We start from the raw sequence: 21,538 nt of genomic DNA, 5'->3' as shown, positions 1-21,538 counted from the left end.
CTAATGCAGCGCGTAAAAGGCATTCGGCGCCGTCTCGGAGTGAGAAATTAGCACAACAGGATGCGAAATCCTCGTTTGCCGGGATGACGAACCGGGCCTAGGATCAATGCCACGTTAATTCACCGATTTGCGAGGACACACTCATGGGCGGTAAAGCTAGCTTCAACTGGATCGATCCCCTGCTGCTGGATCAACAGCTCACCGAAGAAGAGCGCATGATCCGCGACACCGCCGCGCAGTTTGCTCAACAGAGCCTGGCGCCACGTGTCCTTGAAGCGTTCCGTCATGAGAAAACCGATCCTGCGATCTTCCGCGAGATGGGCGAAGTCGGTCTGCTCGGCGCAACCATCCCGGAGCAATACGGCGGCAGCGGTCTCAACTATGTCAGCTACGGTCTGATCGCTCGCGAAGTGGAGCGTGTCGATTCCGGCTACCGCTCGATGATGAGTGTGCAGTCCTCGCTGGTGATGGTGCCAATCAACGAATTTGGCACTGAAGCCCAGAAACAGAAATACCTGCCAAAACTGGCGTCCGGCGAGTGGATCGGCTGCTTCGGCCTGACCGAACCGAACCACGGTTCCGATCCGGGCGCGATGATCACCCGTGCGCGCAAGGTCGACGGCGGCTACAGCCTGACCGGCGCGAAGATGTGGATCACCAACAGCCCGATCGCCGATGTGTTCGTGGTCTGGGCCAAGGACGATGCCGGCGACATCCGTGGCTTCGTGCTGGAGAAGGGCTGGAAAGGCCTGAGCGCTCCGGCGATTCATGGCAAGGTCGGCCTGCGTGCGTCGATCACCGGTGAAATCGTCATGGACAACGTGTTCGTGCCGGACGAGAACATCTTCCCTGACGTGCGTGGTCTGAAAGGTCCGTTCACCTGCCTCAACTCGGCGCGTTACGGCATCTCCTGGGGTGCATTGGGCGCTGCCGAGTTCTGCTGGCACACCGCTCGCCAGTACACCCTTGATCGCCACCAGTTCGGCCGGCCGCTGGCAGCTACTCAATTGATTCAGAAGAAACTGGCCGACATGCAGACCGAAATCACCTTGGCCCTGCAAGGCTGCCTGCGGCTGGGACGCATGAAGGACGAAGGCACGGCTGCGGTGGAAATCACTTCGATCATGAAGCGCAACTCGTGCGGCAAGTCCCTGGACATCGCCCGGATGGCTCGCGACATGTTGGGTGGCAACGGTATCTCCGATGAGTTCGGCGTGGCTCGTCACCTGGTCAACCTGGAGGTGGTGAATACCTATGAAGGTACTCATGACGTCCACGCGCTGATCCTGGGGCGCGCGCAAACCGGTCTGCAGGCGTTCTATTAACAGGAGAGCGACCATGGGCGCGTTGTCGCATCTGCGGGTACTGGATTTATCGCGAGTATTGGCCGGGCCGTGGGCCGGGCAGATCCTCGCCGACCTTGGCGCCGAGGTGATCAAGGTCGAGCGCCCCGGCAACGGTGATGACACGCGCGCCTGGGGGCCGCCCTTCCTTAAGGACGCTTATGGCGAGAACACGACAGAAGCGGCTTATTACTTGTCGGCCAACCGCAATAAGCAATCGGTGACAATCGACTTTACGCGGCCCGAGGGGCAGCAGCTTGTGAGAGAGCTGGCGGCCAAGTCGGACATTCTTATCGAGAACTTCAAGGTCGGTGGTCTGGCCGCTTACGGTCTGGATTACCCGTCGCTGAAGGCGATCAATCCCGATCTGATCTATTGCTCGATCACCGGCTTCGGCCAGACCGGGCCGTATGCCAAGCGTGCGGGTTATGACTTCATGATTCAGGGGCTGGGCGGCTTGATGAGTCTGACGGGCCGGCCTGAAGGTGATGAAGGCGCAGGACCGGTGAAGGTTGGTGTGGCGTTGACGGATATTCTCACCGGCCTGTATTCGACGGTGGCGATTCTGGCTGCGCTGGCCCATCGCGATCACGATGGCGGTGGTCAGCATATCGACATGGCATTGCTGGACGTGCAGGTGGCGTGTCTGGCGAACCAGGCGATGAATTACCTGACCACAGGCAATGCGCCAAAGCGTCTGGGGAATGCGCATCCGAACATCGTGCCTTATCAGGATTTTCCTACCGCTGATGGTGACTTCATCCTCACCGTGGGTAATGACGGGCAGTTCCGCAAGTTCGCCGAAGTGGCGGGGCAGCCGCAGTGGGCCGATGATCCGCGCTTTGCTACTAATAAGCTGCGGGTGGCGAACCGCGCGGTGCTGATTCCGCTGATTCGGCAGGCCACAGTCTTCAAGACGACGGCTGAGTGGGTTGCCGAGCTTGAACAGGCGGGTGTGCCGTGTGGGCCGATCAATGATCTGTCGCAGGTGTTTGAAGATCCGCAGGTGAAAGCCCGGGGTCTGGCGATAGAGCTGCCACATGCGTTGGCCGGGATGGTTCCTCAGGTGGCCAGCCCTATCCGGTTATCGCAGACGCCGGTTGAATACCGACGTGCCCCTCCTTTATTGGGCGAGCACACGCTGGAGGTTTTGCAGCGGGTGCTGGGGTTGGGCGCGGGTGCGGTGGCGGCGTTGAAAGAGGATGGAGTGCTCTGAGGTGGCCTTCTATATAGAAGGCTGGGTGACTTCTTCTATATAGAGGGGTGATTTGGCTGTTTTTAGCCTGATCGTAAGTTATTGAAAGAAAACTGAAATTAAGTGTTGACGGCAGATTCTGGAAGTCTATAATTCGCCCCACTTCCGGCGCAGTCGAAACGGAAAACTCCTTGAGATTCAATGAGTTACGCAGTTTTCGACAGCGACTTGCTTCAGTTCATCGAAGCCTGGAAGGAGTTGGAAATGCCGGTTGATCTGGCGCTTTCAACGGTTCGATCTTCTCGGTCGAAAGCGGAGAAAAAGAGGTGTTGACAACAGCGAGTAACGCTGTAGAATTCGCCTCCCGCTAACGAGAGATCGGAAGCGCAAGTGGTTGAAGTTGTTGAGGAAATCTTCGAAAACTTCTGAAAATAATCACTTGACAGCAAATGAGGCTGCTGTAGAATGCGCGCCTCGGTTGAGACGAAAGATCTTAACCAACCGCTCTTTAACAACTGAATCAAGCAATTCGTGTGGGTGCTTGTGGAGTCAGACTGATAGTCAACAAGATTATCAGCATCACAAGTTACTCCGCGAGAAATCAAAGATGTAACCAACGATTGCTGAGCCAAGTTTAGGGTTTCTTAAAACCCAAAGATGTTTGAACTGAAGAGTTTGATCATGGCTCAGATTGAACGCTGGCGGCAGGCCTAACACATGCAAGTCGAGCGGATGAAGTGAGCTTGCTCATGGATTCAGCGGCGGACGGGTGAGTAATGCCTAGGAATCTGCCTGGTAGTGGGGGACAACGTTTCGAAAGGAACGCTAATACCGCATACGTCCTACGGGAGAAAGCAGGGGACCTTCGGGCCTTGCGCTATCAGATGAGCCTAGGTCGGATTAGCTAGTTGGTGAGGTAATGGCTCACCAAGGCTACGATCCGTAACTGGTCTGAGAGGATGATCAGTCACACTGGAACTGAGACACGGTCCAGACTCCTACGGGAGGCAGCAGTGGGGAATATTGGACAATGGGCGAAAGCCTGATCCAGCCATGCCGCGTGTGTGAAGAAGGTCTTCGGATTGTAAAGCACTTTAAGTTGGGAGGAAGGGTTGTAGATTAATACTCTGCAATTTTGACGTTACCGACAGAATAAGCACCGGCTAACTCTGTGCCAGCAGCCGCGGTAATACAGAGGGTGCAAGCGTTAATCGGAATTACTGGGCGTAAAGCGCGCGTAGGTGGTTCGTTAAGTTGGATGTGAAATCCCGGGCTCAACCTGGGAACTGCATCCAAAACTGGCGAGCTAGAGTATGGTAGAGGGTGGTGGAATTTCCTGTGTAGCGGTGAAATGCGTAGATATAGGAAGGAACACCAGTGGCGAAGGCGACCACCTGGACTGATACTGACACTGAGGTGCGAAAGCGTGGGGAGCAAACAGGATTAGATACCCTGGTAGTCCACGCCGTAAACGATGTCAACTAGCCGTTGGGAGCCTTGAGCTCTTAGTGGCGCAGCTAACGCATTAAGTTGACCGCCTGGGGAGTACGGCCGCAAGGTTAAAACTCAAATGAATTGACGGGGGCCCGCACAAGCGGTGGAGCATGTGGTTTAATTCGAAGCAACGCGAAGAACCTTACCAGGCCTTGACATCCAATGAACTTTCCAGAGATGGATTGGTGCCTTCGGGAACATTGAGACAGGTGCTGCATGGCTGTCGTCAGCTCGTGTCGTGAGATGTTGGGTTAAGTCCCGTAACGAGCGCAACCCTTGTCCTTAGTTACCAGCACGTAATGGTGGGCACTCTAAGGAGACTGCCGGTGACAAACCGGAGGAAGGTGGGGATGACGTCAAGTCATCATGGCCCTTACGGCCTGGGCTACACACGTGCTACAATGGTCGGTACAAAGGGTTGCCAAGCCGCGAGGTGGAGCTAATCCCATAAAACCGATCGTAGTCCGGATCGCAGTCTGCAACTCGACTGCGTGAAGTCGGAATCGCTAGTAATCGCGAATCAGAATGTCGCGGTGAATACGTTCCCGGGCCTTGTACACACCGCCCGTCACACCATGGGAGTGGGTTGCACCAGAAGTAGCTAGTCTAACCTTCGGGAGGACGGTTACCACGGTGTGATTCATGACTGGGGTGAAGTCGTAACAAGGTAGCCGTAGGGGAACCTGCGGCTGGATCACCTCCTTAATCGACGACATCAGCTGCTCCATAAGTTCCCACACGAATTGCTTGATTCATTGAAGAAGACGATAGAAGCAGCCCGAAATTGGGTCTGTAGCTCAGTTGGTTAGAGCGCACCCCTGATAAGGGTGAGGTCGGCAGTTCGAATCTGCCCAGACCCACCAATTTTGTGTGGGAAACGCCTGTAGAAATACGGGGCCATAGCTCAGCTGGGAGAGCGCCTGCCTTGCACGCAGGAGGTCAGCGGTTCGATCCCGCTTGGCTCCACCACTACTGCTTCTGAAGTTTGAAAGCTTAGAAATGAGCATTCCATCAGTGTGATGATGAATGTTGATTTCTAGTCTTTGACTAGTTCGTTCTTTAAAAATTTGGGTATGTGATAGAAAGATAGACTGAACGTTACTTTCACTGGTAACGGATCAGGCTAAGGTAAAATTTGTGAGTGACTCTTAAGAGTTTTGCGAATTTTCGGCGAATGTCGTCTTCATAGTATAACCAGATTGCTTGGGGTTATATGGTCAAGTGAAGAAGCGCATACGGTGGATGCCTTGGCAGTCAGAGGCGATGAAAGACGTGGTAGCCTGCGAAAAGCTTCGGGGAGTCGGCAAACAGACTTTGATCCGGAGATGTCTGAATGGGGGAACCCAGCCATCATAAGATGGTTATCTTGTACTGAATACATAGGTGCAAGAGGCGAACCAGGGAACTGAAACATCTAAGTACCCTGAGGAAAAGAAATCAACCGAGATTCCCTTAGTAGTGGCGAGCGAACGGGGACTAGCCCTTAAGTGGCTTTGAGATTAGCGGAACGCTCTGGAAAGTGCGGCCATAGTGGGTGATAGCCCTGTACGCGAAAATCTCTTAGTCATGAAATCGAGTAGGACGGAGCACGAGAAACTTTGTCTGAATATGGGGGGACCATCCTCCAAGGCTAAATACTACTGACTGACCGATAGTGAACTAGTACCGTGAGGGAAAGGCGAAAAGAACCCCGGGAGGGGAGTGAAATAGATCCTGAAACCGTATGCGTACAAGCAGTGGGAGCAGACTTTGTTCTGTGACTGCGTACCTTTTGTATAATGGGTCAGCGACTTATTTTCAGTGGCGAGCTTAACCGAATAGGGGAGGCGTAGCGAAAGCGAGTCTTAATAGGGCGTCTAGTCGCTGGGAATAGACCCGAAACCGGGCGATCTATCCATGGGCAGGTTGAAGGTTAGGTAACACTGACTGGAGGACCGAACCGACTACCGTTGAAAAGTTAGCGGATGACCTGTGGATCGGAGTGAAAGGCTAATCAAGCTCGGAGATAGCTGGTTCTCCTCGAAAGCTATTTAGGTAGCGCCTCATGTATCACTGTAGGGGGTAGAGCACTGTTTCGGCTAGGGGGTCATCCCGACTTACCAAACCGATGCAAACTCCGAATACCTACAAGTGCCGAGCATGGGAGACACACGGCGGGTGCTAACGTCCGTCGTGAAAAGGGAAACAACCCAGACCGTCAGCTAAGGTCCCAAAGTTATGGTTAAGTGGGAAACGATGTGGGAAGGCTTAGACAGCTAGGAGGTTGGCTTAGAAGCAGCCACCCTTTAAAGAAAGCGTAATAGCTCACTAGTCGAGTCGGCCTGCGCGGAAGATGTAACGGGGCTCAAACCATACACCGAAGCTACGGGTATCACCTTCGGGTGATGCGGTAGAGGAGCGTTCTGTAAGCCTGTGAAGGTGAGTTGAGAAGCTTGCTGGAGGTATCAGAAGTGCGAATGCTGACATGAGTAACGACAATGGGTGTGAAAACACCCACGCCGAAAGACCAAGGTTTCCTGCGCAACGTTAATCGACGCAGGGTTAGTCGGTCCCTAAGGCGAGGCTGAAAAGCGTAGTCGATGGAAAACAGGTTAATATTCCTGTACTTCTGGTTATTGCGATGGAGGGACGGAGAAGGCTAGGCCAGCTTGGCGTTGGTTGTCCAAGTTTAAGGTGGTAGGCTGAGATCTTAGGTAAATCCGGGATCTTAAGGCCGAGAGCTGATGACGAGTTACCTTTCAGGTGACGAAGTGGTTGATGCCATGCTTCCAAGAAAAGCTTCTAAGCTTCAGATAACCAGGAACCGTACCCCAAACCGACACAGGTGGTTGGGTAGAGAATACCAAGGCGCTTGAGAGAACTCGGGTGAAGGAACTAGGCAAAATGGCACCGTAACTTCGGGAGAAGGTGCGCCGGTGAGGGTGAAGGACTTGCTCCGTAAGCTCATGCCGGTCGAAGATACCAGGCCGCTGCGACTGTTTATTAAAACACAGCACTCTGCAAACACGAAAGTGGACGTATAGGGTGTGACGCCTGCCCGGTGCCGGAAGGTTAATTGATGGGGTTAGCTAACGCGAAGCTCTTGATCGAAGCCCCGGTAAACGGCGGCCGTAACTATAACGGTCCTAAGGTAGCGAAATTCCTTGTCGGGTAAGTTCCGACCTGCACGAATGGCGTAACGATGGCGGCGCTGTCTCCACCCGAGACTCAGTGAAATTGAAATCGCTGTGAAGATGCAGTGTATCCGCGGCTAGACGGAAAGACCCCGTGAACCTTTACTATAGCTTTGCACTGGACTTTGAATTTGCTTGTGTAGGATAGGTGGGAGGCTTTGAAGCGTGGACGCCAGTTCGCGTGGAGCCATCCTTGAAATACCACCCTGGCAACTTTGAGGTTCTAACTCAGGTCCGTTATCCGGATCGAGGACAGTGTATGGTGGGTAGTTTGACTGGGGCGGTCTCCTCCTAAAGAGTAACGGAGGAGTACGAAGGTGCGCTCAGACCGGTCGGAAATCGGTCGTAGAGTATAAAGGCAAAAGCGCGCTTGACTGCGAGACAGACACGTCGAGCAGGTACGAAAGTAGGTCTTAGTGATCCGGTGGTTCTGTATGGAAGGGCCATCGCTCAACGGATAAAAGGTACTCCGGGGATAACAGGCTGATACCGCCCAAGAGTTCATATCGACGGCGGTGTTTGGCACCTCGATGTCGGCTCATCACATCCTGGGGCTGAAGCCGGTCCCAAGGGTATGGCTGTTCGCCATTTAAAGTGGTACGCGAGCTGGGTTTAGAACGTCGTGAGACAGTTCGGTCCCTATCTGCCGTGGACGTTTGAGATTTGAGAGGGGCTGCTCCTAGTACGAGAGGACCGGAGTGGACGAACCTCTGGTGTTCCGGTTGTCACGCCAGTGGCATTGCCGGGTAGCTATGTTCGGGAAAGATAACCGCTGAAAGCATCTAAGCGGGAAACTTGCCTCAAGATGAGATCTCACTGGAACCTTGAGTTCCCTGAAGGGCCGTCGAAGACTACGACGTTGATAGGTTGGGTGTGTAAGCGCTGTGAGGCGTTGAGCTAACCAATACTAATTGCCCGTGAGGCTTGACCATATAACACCCAAGCAATTTGCGTCGAAGAGACCAGATTGCGGTGTGTGAAGACGAAACGAACCGAAAGTTCGCGCTGCTCACAAGACACCTGTATCACATACCCGATTTGCTGAAGCGAGACCAGATGGTCACGAGTCAGTACCCGAATTTCTTGACGACCATAGAGCGTTGGAACCACCTGATCCCATCCCGAACTCAGAAGTGAAACGATGCATCGCCGATGGTAGTGTGGGGTTTCCCCATGTGAGAGTAGGTCATCGTCAAGATTAAATTCCGAAACCCCAATTGCGAAAGCAGTTGGGGTTTTGTTTTAGTAGAAGTACCTAATTTTGCTGGCTCGTTTACCGTGTTGACGGGTCAGATGCAGAATTTCTTGACGACCATAGAGCGTTGGAACCACCTGATCCCATCCCGAACTCAGAAGTGAAACGATGCATCGCCGATGGTAGTGTGGGGTTTCCCCATGTGAGAGTAGGTCATCGTCAAGATTAAATTTCAGAACCCCTGTCTGCTAACGCAGACAGGGGTTTTGTCGTTTAAGAGCCTGCCAAGATCAGGCGATCAAAGAATGTTCAATTGTCGCTCGGTCAACGCTCATCGCAAGGTGCGGCAAACGCTCTAGTGCGCCGTTCGGCGGGAATCTGACCTAAATGCCGTCCATTTCCCATACAACCCTAAGATTTCTCTGAACCGTGCCGAAAGACTGGTGAGACATGCGTGCACCAAAGTAGAGCGGCCAAGAAGAACGCTGCCTGCTCTGTACATGGAATGTTGCATCCGGAACGCATCCCCACTTTTGGCATAAGAAGTCCCATGAAATGAATCTCAAGTTCAGCCATAAAATCCTGTTGGCCGCTTCGGGCGTCGTGGTCCTGGCGTTCGCTCTGTTCACCCTCTACAACGACTATCTGCAGCGAAACACCATTCGCCAGAACCTCCAGTCCTCCGTACAGCAGGCGGGTGACCTGACTGCCAGCAGCGTGCAGAACTGGATGAGCGGGCGGATTCTGGTATTGGAAAACCTTGCGCAAAACGTCGCCCACCAGGGCAAGGACGCTGACTTCCCCGGTCTGGTCGATCAGCCGGCCTTCACCTCCAACTTCCAGTTCACTTACGTCGGCCAGGCCAATGGTGTATTCACCCAACGCCCTGACGCGAAGATGCCGGACGGTTACGACCCGCGCCAGCGCCCTTGGTACAAGCAAGCCGTCGCCGCCGATAAAACCATGCTGACGCCGCCGTACATGGCCGCTGTCGGTGGTCTGGTGGTGACCATCGCCATGCCGTTAAAAAAGAACGGCGAATTGCTCGGTGTGGTCGGTGGTGACTTGAGCCTGGAAACCCTGGTAAAGATCATCAACTCGGTGGACTTCGGTGGCCTCGGTCACGCGTTCCTGGTCAGCGCCGACGGTCAGGTAATCGTCAGCCCGGATAAAGATCAGGTGATGAAAAACCTGAAAGACATCTACCCGAATGCCGGTGTGCGCATCGAGAAGGGCAATCAGAACGTGGTGCTCAACGGTCAGGAACGCATCCTGTCGTTCACCCCGGTCAGCGACCTGCCGAATGCGCAGTGGTACATAGGTCTGTCGATTGATCACGATAAAGCCTACGCAGCCCTCAGTCAGTTCCGTACCTCGGCACTGATCGCAATGTTTGTGGCAGTGGCCGCGATTGCACTGCTGTTGAGCCTGTTGATCAATGTGTTGATGCGTCCGTTGACCACCATGGGTCGCGCAATGCAGGACATCGCTCAGGGCGAAGGCGATCTGACCCGTCGTCTGGTGGTTGAGAGCAAAGACGAATTTGGCGAACTGGGCAGTGCGTTCAACCAGTTCGTTGAACGGATTCACGCGTCGATTTCCGAAGTGTCGTCGGCAACCCGTCACGTACACGACCTGTCGCAGCGGGTAATGGCGTCGTCCAATGCGTCCATTGTCGGTTCCGACGAACAAAGTGCGCGCACCAACAGCGTCGCTGCCGCGATCAACCAGTTGGGCGCCGCCACCCAGGAAATCGCCCGCAACGCGGCCGATGCTTCGCAGCACGCCAGCGGCGCCAGCGAACAGGCCGATGACGGTCGTCAGGTGGTGGAGCAGACCATTCAGGCGATGACCGAGCTGTCGCAGAAAATCAGCCTGTCGTGCACGCAGATCGAAACCCTGAACGCCAGCACCGACAACATCGGCCACATTCTCGATGTGATCAAAGGCATTTCGCAGCAGACCAACCTGCTGGCACTCAACGCGGCTATCGAAGCCGCGCGGGCCGGTGAGGCTGGCCGTGGTTTTGCGGTGGTGGCGGACGAGGTGCGCAACCTTGCCCATCGCACCCAGGAGTCGGCAGAAGAAATCCACAAGATGATCACGTCGCTGCAGGTCGGCTCCCGTGAAGCGGTGACCACCATGAATGCCAGTCAGGCATCCAGCGAGCAGAGTGTTGAAGTGGCCAACCAGGCCGGCTTGCGTCTGGTCAGCGTGACCCAGCGTATCGGTGAAATCGACGGCATGAACCAGTCGGTGGCCGCCGCGACCGAGGAGCAGACGGCTGTGGTGGAGACCCTCAACGTTGACGTCAATCAGATCAACCTGTTGAACCAGCAGAGCGTGGCCAACCTCAACGAGACGTTGAAGGATTGTGATGCGTTGTCGCAGCAGGCCAACCGGTTGAAGCAGTTGGTCGACAGTTTCAAGATCTGACCACCCGTCAGACCGCGTTATCGTTCAATCGCGGGCAACCCCGCTCCCACAGGATTTTTGGCGAACACAATATGTGTGAACGACTCGAATCCTGTGGGGGCTGGCTTGCCAGCGAAAGCGGTGGTTCACTCACCGCCTGTGCAAAGCCTTAAACAAACAGCTTCAGCACATTCCCCATTGCATCATCGGCAAACCCCTGCACAAAGTCCTTGAACCCCGGTAGCGCCTCCTCACCGCCGCTGGCCGGCTCGGCAATGATCGTCCAGGTCGCCCGCGCTTTTCCCGCCCCCAGCGATTCCACATTCATCGCCGCCCATAGATTGGCCACGCCCAGGGTGTTGTAGATCGTCGTCCAGGTCATGCTCCGCGCCTGCTCATCGCGGGAGTTGAGTTGCTCGACCACCACGTTGCCATCCTTGAAGAATTTCTTGCGCAGCGAAGCCACGCCTTCGCCAGTCATTTCGATGTGCGACAGCGCCGGAATAAACCGCTCGAAACCGCCAAAGTCGCCGACCACGGCCCAGACCTGCTTGGCGTCTGCCGGCACTTCCACCGACGATACAACGTGGCAGCCGTGGGGATTTTTGATCAGGGTGTCGGGTTGCAGAGTGCTCATGGTGTAGCTCCTTGTTGATGGATCAGATGAAGTTGATTTCTTTCAGGTAATCGCAGCCGCGGCGCAGCAGCGCCGGGGATTTTTCCGGGTAGTGCGCGCCCATCTGCTGCACGCCGGCCTCAGCATTGGCGTGGCCGATCAGGGAGATGTCGCCAATGTCTTCCTCGAAACCGTTGAGGTAAAAACCGAGCACGCCGAACAGCGCGTTGTCGGCATCGACCCGGCTCAGTTGCTGTTGCCAGTCGGCGACGCTGACCAACGAGAACTCGCTGCCGGTTTCGCGGAACGAAGCGACGTAGGCGTCCCAACTCAGTGGCTCGGGGTTGTGCAGGTTGAACACCGCGCGTTCGGCGCAATAACGGCTGGCGTGAAAGGCGATGAAGCGGGCGAGAAAGTCCACCGGCATCAGGTCGAAATTCAGCGCAAAGGCGGGTACCTGACCGAGCTGGATCGACCCCTTGAGCATCAGCATCAAACGGTTTTTATGCGGCTGACAGACGCCGCTCAAGCTGTTGAAGCTGATGTTGCCGGGGCGATACAGATTGATCCGCACACCGCGTTCGCGCGCCCGTTCAAGGATGCGCTCGCCCACCCACTTCGACAGGTTGTAGCCGTTGCGAATGTAGATCGGTGGCGTCGGCGCGGCGGGCAGCTCCAGGACCTGACCCGCGTCATCGACGGTGCTGGACGCCGAGAGCGTCGAGACAAAGTTGAAGACTTTTTTGCTCTGCCCTTCGCACAGGCGCAGCAACTGGAAAACCGGCTCGACGTTGTCTGCTGCCAGCGACTCGTAATCAAGCACGTGATTGACGTTGGCGGCGTTGTGCACGAGCGCGCCGAATTCGCGATCCAGGCGCTGATAATCCGCTTCAGCCAGGCCCAGTTGCGGTCGGGTGATGTCGGCCGCGTAAATCCGTACCCGACTCAGGTCCAGATGATCGAGACGGTTCTCGCGCAAGGCATGGGCAAAGCGTTGCGCCGCTGTTTGCCCGCCGCCGTCGCGCACCAGGCATGCGACTTCGCTGGCACCCCAACCCAGCAGCGCTTCGACGATATGTACGCCGACAAAACTGTTGGCGCCGGTAACGATGACCTTATGCACATCGCCCATGCGGCTGATCGGCAACGGCTCGATATCCAGCGGTCGCTCGGCGTCGGCCATGGCCTGGGCGCTGAGCACGGCGCTGTCATCGGTACCGCGCACCAGTGTGGCGAGTTTGCTGATCGTTGGCAGTTCAATGAAGCGATTGATCGAAATGCTGCGGCCAAACTCTTCCCGCAAACGCAGCAACATCCGCGACAGCAGAATCGAGTGGCCACCAAGGTTGAAGAAACTCTCGTCGGTGGAAATGTCACCGGTGGGCAGCTCCAGCAACTCTGCCCAGATCTCCAGCAGCAAGGCTTCGTCGGCGTTTGCCGGCAGGCATTTCGGGCCGCCGTCCTGCACGCTCACCGGCAGCTCCAGCAAGGCTTTGCGATCAACCTTGCCGTTACTGGCGAAGGGCATGCCTGGCAGTTCCGTCCACGCCACCGGTTGCATGTAGTCCGGGAGGAATTGTTGCGCGTGAGCCTTCAGCGCTTCACGAGCAACCTCCGATTGCGGCTGGGCGAGGAACGCCAGAATCCGCCGCTGGCTGTCGATCACCACCGCGATCTGTCGGTACAACTGGCTCTCGCGCAGGCAGCGTTCGATCTCTTCCGGCTCGACCCGAAAACCACGGATCTTCACCTGATTGTCGCGGCGCCCGCACAGTTCGATGCCGTGCGCGCCCCACTTGGCCATATCGCCGCTGCGATAGGCGCGCAGTTGAGTGCCATCCGGTAGATCCAGCTGCAGATAACGCTCGGCGGTCTGCTGTGGATTGTTCAGATACCCGAGGCAGACGCCGGGGCCGACGATGAACAACTCGCCGACGGTGTTCTCCGGCACCGGCTGCAGTTCGTCATCGAGAATCAGCACCTGACTGTTGGCGATCGGCGCGCCGAGGGTGCGGTTGCTGTCGCCGGTTCTGAGCTGCCGCGCGGTGATCAACACCGTGGCTTCGGTGGGGCCGTAGAGGTTGTGCAAGGTGCCCTGGCGGGTCAGTTGCTCGATGACGAACGGCTCGCAGACATCGCCGCCGGTCATCACTTGCACGCTCTCCAGTTGCTCGAGCGGCAGGATGCTCAGCAGGGCCGGCGGCAGGAAGGCGTGGGTCAGTTGGCGGCGCCGTATCAGTGCCACCAGTTGCAGCGGATCACGCCGTTGCGTGTCGTCGGGTACCACCAGTTCGGCACCTTCGAGCAGGGTCGGGAAGATGTCGATCAGCGACGAATCGAAACTCAGCGAGGAGAACTGCAGCACCCGGCTTTCGGCCCGCAGTTGCACGTAATCGGCGTACCACGCGGTGAAGTGGGCGAGGTTGGCCTGGCTCAGCAGTACACCCTTCGGATGCCCGGTGGTGCCTGAGGTGTACAAGGCCATGCACGGTGCGTCGAGTGCCGGGCGCTGGCGCATCAACGGCAGGTGCTGATCAACGTGCGCCGTGTCGATCTGGCTGACATCCAGCCCGGCCATGGTTTCGCTGAGCGGATGCTCGCCGTCATGCAGCAACAACACGGCGCCGGCGTTCTGCAGAATGTATTGCTGACGCTGCAACGGATGTCTCGGCTCCAGCGGCAAGTACACCGCGCCGCTGCCCAGCGTCGCCAGAATCGAGGCGAACAACGCCGGACTTTTCCACAGGCAGATGCCGACGATCCATGGTTGCGGATGCGCGGCGAGCAGTGGCTGCAATCGCTGTTGGATCGCTTGGGCGTGGGCGTGCAACTGGCGGTAGCTGATCGACTGTTCGGCGAGGTGCAGCGCCGGCCGATCGGCATGCTTGATCAGGCTGTGTTGCAGACGCTCGATCACCGGCATCCGCGCTTGCGCCAGCAACGCCGGATTGGCCGTGTCGTTGAGTCGATGGACGTACGCCAGGCTGTCGAGAAACAGCAGGTTCTCCAGACGTTCGAAATCCGGTGCGCTCACAGAGGCAACGTCCTTCAGATAGTCGGCGTCACGGGAGAAACGGCTGACCAGCAGCGCGACTTCGTCCACCACCTGCGCCAGCACGCGCTGGCGCAGTGCCTGACCATTGCCGGACGGCTCGTCGCCAATCGGCACACGACTTATCAGCGTCGAGCCGAGAAAGCACAGCAGGTCGAGTGTCGGCAGACCTGACCGGCTCTGTGCACCGACACCCAAACGCAGATGCAGGTGCGGGATGCGACAAAAGTCGCCGGCGGCAATAAAGCCATCGTCGATGATCAAATCCACCTTCGAGTGCGTGGCCCCGCTGCGCTGCAAGGTATGACCGTGTTGTTCGAGTTCCAGCGCCAGGTCGGTCATGGCCTGACTGGCGCCCATCAGCAAAATGTCGAGACGTTTCATGTCGGCCTCCTCATCAAACCAGGTAGTCGCGCAGGGCGTGCTGCACGCAAGGCGTGTCGAGCAGCGAGCTGTTGTGGAAGAACTTGACGATGTTGCCCACCAACGGATGGTGGCGATTGATCGGGAATGCCAGTCCGGCCATTTCGTCCCTGAGCGAGCGTCGTGTGGCCTCGCTGACTGGCAGCGCATTGATCAGGCGCAGGTCGAAGGATTTCTGGATGTCATTGGTCAGGTAATGGCCGATAAACACCGGCAGGATCTGCGCGATGACGTCGCGATCCGCCGCGCTGGCGGTGTGCCAATAGATGCGCACCATCCGCGCCCAGAAACTCGAATGACGGCCCTCGTCGAGCAGGTGATCGGCCATCAGTCCCTTGATCGACGGCTTGACCGTGTCATCGCGGGCGAACGCGGCGACATCGCCGGTCACGGTGTTTTCGGCGATGGCCACGCAGATCAGCTCCACGGCGCTGCGCAAGTGCTCCGGCGCCAGTGCGACGGCGGCAGGAATCGCCCGGCTCAGCTCGATTTCATCGGGCAGCTGAATCGGTTCGATGCCGGTCATGGCCACCGTTTGCTGCATGAAATCCATCGCCACCAGAGCGTGGTAATCCTCGTCGACCACCACGGTCATCGCGTCGTAGCGACAGGCGAAAGGAAAGCCCACGGCAAAGCGATTCTTGGCGATACTGCGCGCGGTCTTGTCGACGATTTCGGTCTCGAAAATCACCACGTCGTTGATGAATTTGTACAGCGTCTGCACCAGGGCGAAATCGCGCTGCTGCGGGCATTCACGCAGAAAGGTTTCGCTGAGCACCAGCGGCTGGCGGCTGAGCGGATAGATCAGACGCTCGTCGTTTTCCAGCACACGGCGCGGACGGGTGCGAATGGTCGCGCGACTCTCCCAGGCGTCGGCGAAGGATTGGTAATCAGCGGCGTTCATTGGGCCACCTCCGCCAACGGCTCGCGCATGCTCAGGCGCAGGCCGTCCCACAGGGCGATGCGGCTTTCCACGGCAGCGATGGCACTGGCGTAGACCTCGGCCTCACGTTGAGGATCGCCATCGACCAGACGCTCCAGCAACTGCTCGGCCGCCGGGCCGTGATCCTCGGAGTCGACTTCGATGTGCCGTTCCAGGTAATAGCGAAAGGTCGGCGCCTGCTCGATACCGATGCCCCAGTCGTCGAGGATGCGCTGGAACATGGTCGGGATAACGCTTTCGCGACCATGCAGAAACGCCGCCGCGACACTGTGCCCCGGTGCATGCAAGGCGGTGCGCAGGGTGTCGCGAACAAACTGCGCGGCGGCCGGGTCGACCGCGACGCTTTGCAGCGCGATGTCGTAGCTCACGCCTTCCTGCTGCAGCGCGACGAAGCGCTCCACCGCCGTCGTGCTCGCGCCGATTTCGCGCATCGCATCCAGGTACAACTCGAAGTGGCTGTAGTGACCTTCGGCCAGGCGATCGTCCGATTCTTCACCGAGGACGATTTCGTTGATCAGCCGCGCCGCGTGAGGGTCACGCGGCGGTAGCCAGGGCAAGCGCGTGCAAGTCAGCTCCTGCTGCAGGCGCTTGGTCAGTGACATGAAGTCCCACACGGCAAAGACGTGGGTTTCCATGAAACGACGCAAGACCGACAGCGAAGTGATCTCGGAAAAGATCGGGTGAATACTGAGTTCGGCTTTCTTCAGGGCGAGTTGGTTCTTAGTGGGCATCATGATGTCCTTTATCATTGATATGAAATGCAACGTCTCTTTCAACTGTGCAATCAATAGCGCCGCAGTTAGTTGTTTCCTGGATGTCGAGCGAAGCCACAATTGCCGGTGAATAAGCGTCAGGCGTTATCTACGGTTTTAGCGCTGGTCCCGGTGAACCGCCCTTATGAATTGGGGCGAGACTCCGGGGTGAGTGCCGAAGTTCAAACTCGGCGAAGAAAAACTAATACACCGGGAAAGTATTTAACAAGTGTATTTTTAATTATTTTAAGTTTGCTCTTTTTCAAGTATGAGAAGTACCGATAAAACTTTTGGCTGAAGTTTTATTTGGGCGTAGTTGCTCCTTTCGGTCAATATTGGCCAAAATTGATTAACAAGAGTGAATGCCTCACTCGAAGCAACTTTCTTAATGAAATGAATTGATTGATTTAAAGGGGCGGAAATTGGCCGGGACCGGCGCCTGGACTTCCTTTTTTCCCGTGACAAGGCTCCTTCCGTAGGTTCCTGGTGCGGGGACGGCGCCGACGATGCGGTGCGTCGCCCGTTCTTTATGGGGTTGGCCGTTCAAGAGTGAGGGTAAATCAGCGCGACGGCTATTACCGTTTCACCACCGAGTCAGGCTGACCGGCGCACGGAGGGTAGAGGGAAGGCAGGGGTTTGCCAGCGGCTGCGCAGCAGATCGGGGCGGGGATTTGTAAGCGGGTTATTCGCCGGGCAGGCACGGGGCCTGATCCCGGCGTTGCGGATTCAGCGCACGGCTTTGCGGTTTTGTGCGGCGGGGCTGGCGAGGTAGCGTGTAATGACCTCGACACCGCGGTTGAGATGCTGCTCGAGCAGTTTTACCGAGAGCTCGACATTGCGATCCTGCGCTGCTTCGAGCAACTGGCGATGGTCTTCCTGGGACAGTTTGCCCAGACCCATCGCTTCCAGATTGAAACGCAGGAAACGCTCTTCTTCGTTGAGGCCGTCTTCCACCAGACGCAACAGACGGCGGTTTGGGGCCTTGCTATACAGCGCCATGTGGAACAACCGGTTGAGCCGACCGATTTCGGTGTAATCGTGCTGGACTTCGAGTTCTTCGATATAACCGGCCGCGCGTTGGCAGTCGGCGGCGCTCAGTCGCGGAATCGACTGCCGCAATGCGGCGGTTTCGAGGAGGATTCGCAACTCGTAGGTTTCGGTCGCATCGCCCTGGATCAGTGGGGCTACCACTGCGCCTTTGTGGGCGGTGACACTCAGCAATTCCTGCGCTTCGAGCTGGCGCAAGGCTTCGCGCACGGGCATGCGGCTGACGCCGAACAGATCGGCCAGATCCTGCTGGCGCAGGGCGGTGCCGCAGGGCAGGCGCCCATCGAGGATGGCGGCGCGCAGGGTTTCTTCGATGATCGAGCGGGCCAGGTGCGCGGGGATCGGCCCATCGACTTTGATGCTCTGCAGTGGTTTGGGCTTCTGTGTCACGACTACGCACCCTGTCTGTCGACTTAATTTGGATCCAAATGACACTAGTGATTGCTCTACCGGATGTCAAACCGCATAGAGGAACCCTGTCATTGGTGAAGTTTAGCGTGCCGGCGATGATCTCATGGTGCCATTGTTTTTTGCCGGGCTAAGCTTCACCATCAAACGCTTTCCTCCCTGCTCTCTGGAAACCTGCTGTGGCGGTACGTTTCGCAATCCCCCGGACACTGCGCTGGCTAGGCTGCGCACTGCTGCTGGCTGGCGTCATGCTGGGCGGCCTGCATGCCGATTGGGATTTTTCCGCGATCAGCCGCAAAGCCACGGCGCTGTACGGGCCGCTGGGCGCCGGACAGCAGCGGATCGACGCCTGGCAAAACCTGCTGGCCACGCAGAAACAGGTCAGCGAGATGGAAAAGCTCAAGGTGGTGAACCTGTTTTTCAACAAACAGGTGCGTTATGTAGAAGACATCGACCTGTGGCACGAGGTCGATTATTGGGAGACACCGATCGAAGCCTTATGGAAGGGCGCCGGCGACTGCGAAGACTATGCGATCGCCAAGTATTTCAGCCTGCGCCATCTCGGCGTTTCCAGTGACAAGCTGCGCATCACCTACGTCAAGGCACTGCGCCAGAATCGCGCGCACATGGTGCTGACGTACTATGCCACCCCCGACGCCATGCCGCTGGTGCTCGACAGCTTGATCGATCCGATCCAGCCGGCGTCCCAGCGAACCGACCTGTTGCCGGTCTACTCTTTCAATGCCGAAGGTCTGTACCTGCCGGGCGCCAAGGGCAACAAGAAGGTGGGTGACACCAAACGCCTGTCGCGCTGGCAGGATGTGCTGAAGAAAATGCAGGCCGAAGGTTTTCCGGTCGAGACGACTAACTAGGAGCACGCGCTCAGATGTCTTTGTTCAAACAGCTGTTGATCGCTATCTGTCTGTTCCTGGTGGTCGCCTTCACCGGCAGCTTCATGGTCAGTCTGGAGAGCTCGCGCACCCAGTACGTCAATCAGTTGCGCTCCCACGCCCAGGACGCCGCCACGGCGCTGGCGTTGTCGCTGACACCGAATATCGACGACCCGGCGATGGTCGAGCTGCTGGTCAGCTCGATTTTCGACAGCGGTTACTACGCGAGCATCCGCGTGGTTGATCTGAAGACCGACAAGACCATCGTCGAGCGCAGTGGCATACCGGCCGTTACCAATGTGCCGGACTGGTTCGTCAAACTGATCGGCCTTGAACCGGCCGGTGGCGATGCGCTGGTCAGCCGTGGCTGGGAGCAGGCGGCGCGGGTCGAGGTGGTCAGCCACCCGATGTTCGCCGTGGCCAAGCTGTGGCAGAGCGCGCTGGGCAGTCTGGGTTGGCTGCTGATCTGTGGCGCGGTGAGTGCGGTGCTCGGCGCGTTGCTGCTGCGCCGGCAATTGAAACCGCTGGATTACATGGTCCAGCAGTCCCACGCCATTGCCCGCCGCGAATTCCTCAGCCTGCCGGAACTGCCGCGCACCCCTGAACTGCGACGGGTGGTGCAGGCGATGAACCAGATGGTCGAGAAGCTTAAAGCACTGTTCCAGGAGCAGGCCGAACGCAGTGAAAAGCTGCGCGCCGAGTCGTATCAGGACAACCTCACGGGGCTGGCCAACCGACGTTATTTCGAGATGCAGCTGCATAACCGGGTGAGCAACCCGGAGCAGGCCAGTTCCGGTTATCTGCTGTTGTTGCGGGTCAAGGATCTGGCCGGACTCAACCAGCGACTGGGCGGGCAGCGCACCGATGAACTGTTGAAAGCCGTTGGCGAACAGCTGTCCCGCGAGTGCGCCAGATACCCGGAAACCCAGAACCTCGTCACTCGCATTCGCGGTGGCGAATTCGCCGTGCTGGCACCGGGGCTGGTGCGCGAAGAAGCGCTGCAACTGGCGCAGAACCTCGACAGTGCCTTGAGCAGCCTGCACGCCACTGGCGCCACCGATGTGCCGGCCGTGGCCTCTATCGGCCTCGCCCCGTTCGCTCACGGCGATTCACCGCAAGCGGTGCTGACCCTCGGCGATCAGGCGCTGGCGCAGGCCGAAGGGCAGGGCGAGCAGAACTGGGCGTGTATCGACCAGAGCCTGGTGGCGGATGTCGGCGACGATCACCACGCCTGGCATCGCTTGCTCGATCAGGCCTTGAGTCAGCAGCGCTTCGAACTGTATTTCCAACCGGTGGTGGCCGCGCAGGACACGCAACTGGTGTTGCATTACAAGGTGCTGTCGCGCCTGCTCGATGACCAGGGCCAGACTATCCCCGCCGGTCGCTTTCTGCCCTGGCTTGAGCGCTTCGGCTGGACGGCGCGGCTGGACCGCTTGATGCTTGAGCGCGTGCTCGAGCAGATGAAGGCGCATGAAGACTCGCTGGCACTGAACCTGTCTTCAGCGACCCTGGGCGACCCGCAGGCCTTGAATAAGGTGTTCGAGATTCTGCGCGCACATTCCAATCTGGGCGAGCGGCTGACCCTGGAAATCGGTGAAGAACAGTTGCCGGAACAAGCCGTGCTGGAACAGTTGACCCGACGTCTGCGGGAACTCGGCTTCTCCCTGAGCCTGCAACGTTTCGGCGGGCGCTTCAGCATGATCGGCAACCTGGCGCGGCTGGGGCTGGCGTACCTGAAGATTGATGGCAGTTACATTCGCGCGATCGATCAGGAGAGCGACAAGCGCCTGTTTATCGAGGCGATCCAGAGCGCGGCGCACAGCATCGACCTGCCGTTGATTGCCGAGCGGGTGGAGACTGAAGGGGAGTTGTCGGTGATTCGCGAGATGGGCTTGTATGGGGTGCAGGGACAGTTGTTGGGTGAGCCGAAGCCTTGGCGGTGAGTCATTGCAAACCCGCCCTCAGCCTAGCCCTCTCCCAGAGTGAGAGGGGACTGATTGGGGGAGACGCCGACGTGAACGGTGTCCGCTGAATCGGTAATCGACTCGATTTCTCAGGTCGATGTATACGCCTGAAACCTTGGTCGGCCCCTCTCCCTCGGGGTGAGGGTAGGCTTTTGATTACGGGGGGATCAGATCAACCCGCCCTCATCCTCATCGATCAACTGACTCAACCCGCCCAATGCTTCACGCGCCTGGGTCCGGTCCATCAGTTTGGCCTGGGCTGCCGGCGGCAGGTCGGTGACGCGGATCACGCCTTTCTGGGTCAGCACCTGAATCAGGTCGTCGAGTACCCGAATCATTTCAAAGTCGCTCTGCTTGAGCTGTTTGAGGCTGTTTTCCACCGCTTCGTTGGCGTACCACGCCTGGATTTCATGGTGGTCGGCCGGCAGCGTTTCCGTGGCCTCGGCGTAGGCCGCGGCTTCCACGCGAATCAACTGACCTTGCGCATCGCGTTGCACGTAAAACATTGAGCATCCCTCGGAAATGAACCAGCGTCATGCTGTCAGCAGCATAGCCAACTGCGGGCAAGTATGCGGTGCGACGACGAGATCGTCACCGGTACGGTGCAGGTAAACGCGACGGCCGCCCC

General features: G+C 57.6%; 11 protein-coding genes, 2 tRNA genes and 4 rRNA genes. 11 read left to right on the top strand and 6 right to left on the bottom strand.

Translation table 11 applies throughout. From position 1 onward, the window contains the following. Positions 1-143 precede the first annotated feature (143 nt). From K5Y35_RS06760 to K5Y35_RS06720, 9 genes are all read left to right on the top strand, one after another. Positions 144-1,325 carry an acyl-CoA dehydrogenase gene (locus K5Y35_RS06760; RefSeq protein WP_222833948.1) on the top strand — a complete coding sequence of 394 codons (1,182 nt, stop codon included), beginning with the start codon at positions 144-146 and terminating at the stop codon, positions 1,323-1,325. A gap of 13 nt (positions 1,326-1,338) precedes the next feature. Next, entirely contained in the window at positions 1,339-2,559 is a 1,221-nt protein-coding gene (locus tag K5Y35_RS06755; protein WP_123470297.1) for a CaiB/BaiF CoA transferase family protein, read from the top strand. Positions 2,560-3,201: 642 nt separating this feature from the next. Continuing rightward, positions 3,202-4,737 (top strand): 16S ribosomal RNA (locus K5Y35_RS06750). Between the two features lie 81 nt (positions 4,738-4,818). Continuing rightward, positions 4,819-4,895: transfer RNA gene (locus K5Y35_RS06745), tRNA-Ile, on the top strand. A gap of 30 nt (positions 4,896-4,925) precedes the next feature. Beyond that, positions 4,926-5,001, top strand: a tRNA-Ala gene (locus K5Y35_RS06740). Positions 5,002-5,247: 246 nt separating this feature from the next. Beyond that, a 23S ribosomal RNA gene (locus K5Y35_RS06735) occupies positions 5,248-8,137 on the top strand. Positions 8,138-8,287: 150 nt separating this feature from the next. Continuing rightward, positions 8,288-8,403, top strand: a 5S ribosomal RNA gene (gene rrf / locus K5Y35_RS06730). Between the two features lie 106 nt (positions 8,404-8,509). After that, positions 8,510-8,625, top strand: a 5S ribosomal RNA gene (gene rrf, locus K5Y35_RS06725). Together the 16S, 23S and 5S rRNA genes with 2 tRNA genes alongside form the textbook arrangement of a ribosomal RNA operon. A 330-nt stretch (positions 8,626-8,955) precedes the next feature. Beyond that, entirely contained in the window at positions 8,956-10,836 is a 1,881-nt protein-coding gene (locus tag K5Y35_RS06720; RefSeq protein WP_222833947.1) for a methyl-accepting chemotaxis protein, read from the top strand. A gap of 148 nt (positions 10,837-10,984) precedes the next feature. On the opposite strand, the gene K5Y35_RS06715 is transcribed toward K5Y35_RS06720, so the two are convergent. The 5 genes from K5Y35_RS06715 to K5Y35_RS06695 all read right to left on the bottom strand — a co-directional run bounded on the left by K5Y35_RS06715 (position 10,985) and on the right by K5Y35_RS06695 (position 18,038). Then, on the bottom strand, positions 10,985-11,452 hold the full coding sequence (locus K5Y35_RS06715) for an SRPBCC family protein (protein ID WP_222833946.1): 468 nt from the start codon (positions 11,450-11,452) through the stop codon (positions 10,985-10,987). 22 nt (positions 11,453-11,474) lie between these two features. Next, the gene (locus tag K5Y35_RS06710; protein ID WP_222833945.1) at positions 11,475-14,867 is read right to left on the bottom strand and encodes an amino acid adenylation domain-containing protein; all 3,393 of its coding nucleotides are present in this window, start codon (positions 14,865-14,867) and stop codon (positions 11,475-11,477) included. Between the two features lie 13 nt (positions 14,868-14,880). After that, on the bottom strand, positions 14,881-15,810 hold the full coding sequence (locus tag K5Y35_RS06705; RefSeq protein WP_128616474.1) for a diiron oxygenase: 930 nt from the start codon (positions 15,808-15,810) through the stop codon (positions 14,881-14,883). Then, the gene (locus K5Y35_RS06700) at positions 15,807-16,583 is read right to left on the bottom strand and encodes a DUF3050 domain-containing protein (protein ID WP_123470329.1); all 777 of its coding nucleotides are present in this window, start codon (positions 16,581-16,583) and stop codon (positions 15,807-15,809) included. Before K5Y35_RS06700 ends, K5Y35_RS06705 begins: the two co-directional genes overlap by 4 nt. 744 nt (positions 16,584-17,327) lie before the next feature. Next, positions 17,328-18,038, bottom strand: a complete 711-nt coding sequence (locus K5Y35_RS06695) for a GntR family transcriptional regulator (RefSeq protein ID WP_222833944.1) — start codon at positions 18,036-18,038, stop codon at positions 17,328-17,330. Between the two features lie 197 nt (positions 18,039-18,235). Here K5Y35_RS06695 and lapG point away from each other — a divergent pair, with 197 nt between their 5' ends. Both lapG and lapD read left to right on the top strand, forming a co-directional pair. Next, entirely contained in the window at positions 18,236-18,928 is a 693-nt protein-coding gene (gene lapG / locus K5Y35_RS06690) for a cysteine protease LapG (RefSeq protein WP_064117407.1), read from the top strand. A gap of 14 nt (positions 18,929-18,942) precedes the next feature. Continuing rightward, the gene (gene lapD / locus K5Y35_RS06685) at positions 18,943-20,889 is read left to right on the top strand and encodes a cyclic di-GMP receptor LapD (protein ID WP_222833943.1); all 1,947 of its coding nucleotides are present in this window, start codon (positions 18,943-18,945) and stop codon (positions 20,887-20,889) included. Positions 20,890-21,077: 188 nt separating this feature from the next. Here the strand turns inward: lapD and K5Y35_RS06680 are convergent, their stop codons facing one another. Then, complete coding sequence (locus tag K5Y35_RS06680) at positions 21,078-21,416, bottom strand: hypothetical protein (RefSeq protein ID WP_038369138.1); 339 nt, start codon at positions 21,414-21,416, stop codon at positions 21,078-21,080. Positions 21,417-21,538: the final 122 nt, after the last annotated feature.

The sequence above is a fragment of the Pseudomonas sp. SC3(2021) genome, from assembly GCF_019856535.1.
Lineage (GTDB): Bacteria > Pseudomonadota > Gammaproteobacteria > Pseudomonadales > Pseudomonadaceae > Aquipseudomonas > Aquipseudomonas monsensis.
This window is presented reverse-complemented; position numbering and strand designations above follow the sequence as displayed.